The organism is Variovorax humicola (genome assembly GCF_037889915.1).
GTDB lineage: Bacteria > Pseudomonadota > Gammaproteobacteria > Burkholderiales > Burkholderiaceae_C > Variovorax > Variovorax humicola.
Window position 1 is genome coordinate 1 of record NZ_JBBKZV010000082.1, and the last position, 3,292, is coordinate 3,292.

Below are 3,292 nucleotides of genomic sequence, written 5' to 3' on the forward strand. Positions count from 1 at the left end.
GAGCCTGCAGGACACGAGCATCGGCCAGAGCCGGCAGTCCAGCAGCGGGCTGAACCTGAGCGTGTGCATCCCGCCGATCTGCTACGGGGCGGTGGTGACGGCCAGCGGGAGTGCTTCGAGTGCGAAGGCCGATGGGGTCTTCATCAGTCCGGGGCAGCAGTCGGGGATCAAGGCCGGGGATGGCGGGTTCGATGTCAACGTCAAGGGCAATACGGACTTCAAGGGCGCGGTCATCGAGAGCACGCAGGCGGCCATCGACAACAAGGCCAACAACTTCCAGACCGGCGGCACGCTGACGATGGGCGAGCTGCACAACGTCAACGCCAGCAATGGCAGCAGCTATGCGGTCAGCGGCGGCTTGAGCCTGGCGTACACCTCCGAGAACGACGGGAATCCGTCATGGGACCCCAAGCCCGGGCAGCAGGCCGTGCCACCCACGGGGAGCGCGGGCCTGGGCCGTGACGACGGCAGCAGCCAGAACAGTGTCACGAAGTCGGGCATCTCGGGCATCGCGGGGGACCAGAGCGTACGCACCGGGGACGGCAGCAGTGCCGGGGCGCTGGTCAAGGACTGGGACACGCAGACCATCGTCAAGGATGTGCAGGCGCAGGCACAGCTCACGCAGCAGTTCAATCAGCAGGCGGCGCAAGCGGCGGGCAGCTATGCCAACCAGAAATTCAATGAACTGAAGAACACCGATCCCACCGAGGCGGCGAAGTGGGCTGAAGGTGGTGAATACCGGGTGGCACTTCATACGGTTGCCGGTGGGCTGTCAAGTGGATTGCAAGGGGCGCTGGGGGCTGGAGCAAGCCAGTTGGCGATCGATCAAATCGGCCAGCAGATCGCAAACGCCGATCTGCCTTTGGTAGTCAAGCAAACGCTTGTCGAGCTCGCAGGTGCAGCGATCGGCGCGGCAGTCGGTGGAAGTGCCGGAGCGGCGAGCGGCTACTCCGCCACCGTCAACAACTACCTGACGGTGGCGGACTTGACGGGCAACAAGGGCACCAAGAAGGACCAGCAAACCCAAAGTCTGGCCAACAACGCCAAGGTCGAGGATGCCTGTCTCGCCGGCAATGGCGGGGCCTGTGGAAAGGCAATCGCGCAGGCAGCGAGCGACATCGGCGACTTGCGCGACTACCGAACGCAGTTGTTGGCCCAGAAGGACAGCGCAACGGACCAAGCGACCAAAACCGATCTGGCCTACCAGATCACGGTGGTGGACAAGCAGATCGATTCGGCCAACAACGCCATTCGGGTCGGTGGCATGGCGATGAACGGGGGCAACTTCGAGCTGGGCAAGATGACGGATAAGGAGCTCATTGCGATGGGCTTCGCCTTCGATCCGTTGGGGGCTGCGGAGGTACGGGCTGCGGGCAAGGCGAGCACCGCGATTAATACGATTGCTGACAATATTGTGTTGAAGGCGGAGCAAGCCCAGCGGGTCAGTCCAGTTTTTACTACATTACCTGAAAATGCACAAAGCGTCATCAACGGCTTAAATCTGAATAAATCATTGGCGAGCCAACAGCAACTCTCGCAGCTGGAGTCTGGAAATGGCATAAACATCGCCGGCAGTGGAACCAATATTCCATTGCGAAATGCGTCTCGCTTGGCTTCGGAGTACGGCGGGCAGATCAGCGATTGGAGTAAGGTGAGTAGTGCAAGTTATACGGCGGCAGATGGCCTGAAGTTTGAAATCCATGCCTACAGAAATACGGCTACCGGAAGGGTTGTAGAGCCAAAATCAATTTCGATAAAATAAGGATTACAAAAAATGATTGAAAATCAAAATTCGGTGCAACGTCAGTTGGTGCTGCTTGCTCAAGCAATGCTAGATGGCGAGCTATCTTTTTTTGAAGGGGCCGCTCAGGTGGTCGCACTCAAACGCGGCTTGATTGAACTGACCGATCGAGATCCCGATTTTGACGTTTTTTTCATCATCCAATCAGAAACTGATCACTTGCCTCTCGAATCCCAGCGAGCGCAATGGTCACCAACCGCTCTTGCCGAACTCGGGCCGGAATTTGAGCGAACCGAAGATTGGGCAAAGACCTTTGCACCAAAAGCATGTGAAAATTTGATCCAACGGTTTAAGAAGTAATTTAATCGCTAGATTTTCAATGATTAAGCGTCTCTGATCACGCAGAGCCCATGCCACATGATGTATGAATTCTGTGATCTGTCTGTGGCTGACAACGCTGTGATCCATGAACTATATTGCGAGTTTGGTGAATCCCAAGGACTATCGAGAGAGCTCCGCGCCCAATTAAGATAAGGGAAAATGAATTATTTCAATTAAATTGATCGGCTGGAAAATTGACTTCAATAAAATCCAATTTGTCGCACTGCTTCGAGAGTGTTGTGGATTTTCGTTATCCGAGGGAAAGCGATGCGTGGATTTGATTTTGCAGAATGAGAAAATCATTGTAAATTTCGATTCCGATCGGGCATCTTATTTTTTGGAAAAAGCCTCGCTATTTGGGGCGGTTTTCGAGTTAGAAGACGGCTTCAAATCTGAAGCGTAATTTCTGTTGTGCCGTACGAAGTTCACCCCCGCTGCGGGCCTTCGCAGACTTCCTATAGGGCAAGTGCCAAGTCCTTAAGACCAGCGGTTCGAGTGACCAAGAGCCCTACGTGCGCGTGCGCCCGGGCGACATCGACGGATCGGGAGCCTTGCTGAGCGCCGACACCCTCAAGATCCACAGCAGCGGGGACGTCAACAACGGCGGCACCCTGGCCGGACGCACACTGGTCGACATCACCGCCGACAACATCAACAACCTGGCCGGTGGCCGCATCTCGGGCGCCAGCGTGAAGCTGGACGCCAAGGGCGACCTCAACATCATCGGCGCGACCGTGGATGCCCGCGACAGCCTGAACGCCCATGCGGATGGCGACCTCAACGTGCGCACCACCACCGCAGCAGGCTCCTTCGGCAACAACAGCATCGACCGCGTGGCGGGCCTGTACGTCAGCAACCCCGGAGGCACGCTGGTGGCCAGTGCCGGGCATGACGCGAATCTGATTGGCGCCATCCTGTGCAACCAAGGCCGCGGCGGCACCACCTCCGTCACCGCCAGGAACGACATCAACCTCGGCACCGTGACCGAATCCAGAACCCTGGCCGGCACGGGCAGGGGAACATTGCTGGCGGCAAGCAGTTCCAGCGAACTGGGAGCCGCCATCGCGACCCAAGGCACCACGACGCTTAATGCAGGGCGGGATGTGAACGCGCGCCAGGCCACGGTGGATGCGGGTGGCGGCTTGCTGAGCGTGCACGCCGGCCATGACA

Annotated in this window: 2 protein-coding genes and 1 pseudogene; all 3 read left to right on the forward strand. The window is 57.8% G+C overall.

Annotated elements, in window-relative coordinates:
- A pseudogene (locus WKW80_RS36965) lies at positions 1-1,762 on the forward strand (hypothetical protein); the annotation flags it as partial.
- A gap of 12 nt (positions 1,763-1,774) precedes the next feature.
- A complete protein-coding gene (locus tag WKW80_RS36970) occupies positions 1,775-2,101 on the forward strand; it encodes a DUF2489 domain-containing protein (protein ID WP_340368525.1) in 327 nt (108 codons plus the stop codon).
- Positions 2,102-2,634: 533 nt separating this feature from the next.
- Positions 2,635-3,292, forward strand: a 658-nt coding sequence (locus WKW80_RS36975; RefSeq protein WP_340368526.1) for a hemagglutinin repeat-containing protein, incomplete at its 3' end; no start/stop codon positions are given.